The sequence below is a fragment of the Streptomyces alkaliphilus genome, from assembly GCF_014141535.1.
GTDB classification, from domain to species: Bacteria; Actinomycetota; Actinomycetes; order Streptomycetales; family Streptomycetaceae; genus Streptomyces; species Streptomyces alkaliphilus.
The window spans coordinates 1-2,543 of sequence record NZ_VKHT01000756.1; the positions used below are offsets into that span (position 1 = coordinate 1).

The following is a 2,543-nucleotide window of genomic DNA, read 5'->3' on the forward strand; positions in this document are numbered from 1 at the left end:
GTCGGACCAGCAGCGCCACCGGCAACTCGGCGAACACCTCCGTGCGCGCGAACCGGACCGGTTCCGCGGACCTCCGCGCTTTCCCGTTCGGCTCGTTCGGTCCACCCCGCCCGCCCACCGAAGTCGGCCGGCGCCCCGTCAACAGGTCCTCCCACTCACCCGCCGGCAACGGCAGCACCGTGCCGGGGGAGCCGTCCGCCGGCAACGAGCCGCTCAGGCGGGTCACGACGGTGACCGCGCGGGGCGCCCCACCGGCCGGCCCCCGGCCGAAGGCCAGGACATGGGCCGCCGCCGGCCCCTCCGCACGCAACGGTGTGTACGCGGACCCCGCGCCGAACCACTCCGGGAAGCGGCGCCGCAACCGCAGCGCCTCCCGGGTCACCCGAAGCTTCTCCGCCGAGTGACTCCCCGGCGCCGGGTCGGTCACGGGTCGGTACGGATCCCGGTTGTCCGGGTCCACCAGCGCCCGGTACTCCACCTCGGTGCCCTGGTAGAGGTCCGGCACCCCCGGCATCGTCAGGTGCAGCAGGGCCGCGGACAGCGCGTTCACCCGGGCCCGCTCGGCCACCTGCCGCTCCAACTCCAACGCCGCCGCGTCCGGCTCGACGCACAGCACCCGTGCGACGAACTCCTCCAGCGCCGCCTCGTACGCCGGGTCGCCGTCCGTCCAGTCGGTGCGCAGCTTCGCCTCCCGGGCCCCCTTGAGCAGCGCGGTGGTCAACCGCTCCCGGTGGCGGCGCGCGCCCTCCTCGCCGGCCGCCGGGTCGGGGCCACCGAACCCCAGCTCCGTCTGGCGCGCGATCCACTCGGTGTGCCGGTCCGGGGCCGGCCGACCGAGCCGCTCCGCCTCCCGCGAACGGCCCTCCAACGACTCCACCCACTCCTCGGCGAGTTCGGTCAGCGCCCCCAGCCGGGCCCGCACGTCCGCGCTGCGCTTGGCGTCGTGCGTGGACAGCACCGTCCCGGTCAGCGGCCACCGGCGGGCGATCCGTTCGCAGAAGGCGTGGAACTCCTCCGGGGCCACCGTCGGCCGGGCCGGGTCACCCCCCACCTCGCACGCGGCGAGTACCGGGGTGTACCGGTAGAACGCGGTGTCCTCGGCCGCCTTCGCCCGCAGCGCGGAGGACAGTTGCGCGAAGCGGACCCGTGCCTCGTCCCCGGCCGGCCCCCCGCCGAGGCGGCCCAGGGCCAGGTCCCGCACCACCGGCACGGCCGCCCGTTCCCGGACGTCGGTCAGCGACTCCTCCGCCCGGCGGGCCGCCTCGGTCAACAGCGCCTCGTCGGTCGCCGAGGGCGGTCCTTGCGCCGGGACGTACGGCCGGTAGACCGGCAGCCCGACCACGATCTCCACCAGAGCCGCCCGCAGCGCGTCCACCGCGTGGTCGCGCAGCGCCAGCTTCGGCGCGGTGCGGCACACCCGCTCCGCCGCCCGACACCACCGGGCCACCTCGGCGGCCAACTCCCGGGTCACCATCCGGCGGGCGGCGTGCCGTTCCGTCGCCCCCCACTCGCCGCCGGCCTCGGCCGGCACCCCGGTGAACACCCGGTGGGCCCCGGTGAGCACCGCCGCCCCCTCCGGGTCCCGCAGCACCCCGTCCACGTGACGCAGCGCGTCGTAGCCCGTGGTGCCGGCGACCGGCCAGTCGTCGGGCAGCTCCTCCCGGGCGCCGAGGATCTTCTCCACCACCGTCCACGCCCCGCCGGTGTGCCGGGCCAGCCGGCGCAGGTAACCGGGGGGATCGGCCAGTCCGTCCGGGTGGTCGATCCGCAGCCCCGCGATCACGCCCTCGTTCAACAGTCGCAGCACCGTGCCGTGGACGGCGGCGAACACCTCCGAATCCTCCACCCGCACCGCGATCAACTCGTTGACGGTGAAGAACCGCCGGTAGTTCAACTCCCCGGCGGCCAAACGCCACCAGGCGAGCCGGTAGTGCTGGGCCTCCAGCAGTTCCGCCATCGGCAGGTCCTCGGTGCCGGGCCGCAGGGGGAAGCGGAGCGGGCCGTGCCGCAGCACCGCCTCCCCCGCGCCCGCTCCGCCGGTTCCCCCGGGGTCGGGGCGCTCCACGGTGAAGGAGGCCAGCTCCCCGCCGATCGGACCGGGCAGCACCGGCAGCAGCACCCGCCCGTCCCCCGCCTCCCAGTCGATGTCGAAGCATCGGGCGGCGGGGGAGTCGGGTCCGCTCCGCAGCGTCTCCCACAACGGTCGGTTCAGGCGCAGGGGCACCGGCACCGCCATGTGGTTGGGCACGATGTCCACCACCAGTCCCAGGCCGTGGTCGGCCGCGGTGGCGGACAGCTCCCGCAGCCCCTCCTCACCGCCGAGTTCGGCCCGCACCCGGGTGGGGTCCACCACGTCGTAGCCGTGGCCCGAACCGGGCACCGCCTCCAGCACGGGGGAGAGGTGCAGGTGGGAGACGCCCAGGTCGGCGAGGTGCGGCACCACCCGGGCCGCGGCGGCGAAGGGGAAGTCGGGTTGCAGTTGCAGCCGATAGGTCGCCGTGGGCGCGCCGGCCGGCACGCGACCGACCGGTACGGGGCGGGAG

General features: G+C 76.0%; 1 protein-coding gene. It reads right to left on the reverse strand.

Annotated elements, in window-relative coordinates; genetic code table 11:
- A partial coding sequence (gene treY / locus FNQ90_RS19425) for a malto-oligosyltrehalose synthase (RefSeq protein ID WP_182607541.1) occupies positions 1 to 2,518 on the reverse strand: 2,518 nt, incomplete at its 3' end.
- Positions 2,519 to 2,543 lie beyond the last annotated feature (25 nt).